The organism is Bacillus cereus group sp. Bce019, from assembly GCF_051781745.1.
GTDB lineage: Bacteria > Bacillota > Bacilli > Bacillales > Bacillaceae_G > Bacillus_A > Bacillus_A cereus.
On record NZ_JBPWJX010000091.1, the window covers coordinates 1 to 279 of the forward strand.

A 279-nucleotide genomic window follows, 5' to 3' on the forward strand; every position below is an offset into this window, starting at 1 on the left:
CCAAGAGTATTGGGTAGTCGATAACAACGATAATCTGTTAAAGACCCACTCTATCGTAGAAATGCAAAAACGTTGCAGAAAGCTGAATACACAGCAGCAAGTGCTACGCCATCAAAGTCCTTATGATGAGATGATTGGCACTCCGACTCGACAAGGTGATAATACTCTCGAAGTTCCTCTTCGTGATAATGGTTACTACTAAAGATAAAAACCGTAAGAATGGTGGTGAAAAAAGTCGTAGGGATTTTTTCACCACCATTTTTTATGCTTGTCTGTTAT

Annotated in this window: 1 protein-coding gene; it reads left to right on the plus strand. The window is 39.4% G+C overall.

Going from position 1 to position 279, the window contains the following annotated elements:
* The coding region (locus ACS2QP_RS27575) for a DUF6482 family protein (protein ID WP_438883034.1) at window positions 1-202 on the plus strand (202 nt) is incomplete at its 5' end.
* Window positions 203-279 lie beyond the last annotated feature (77 nt).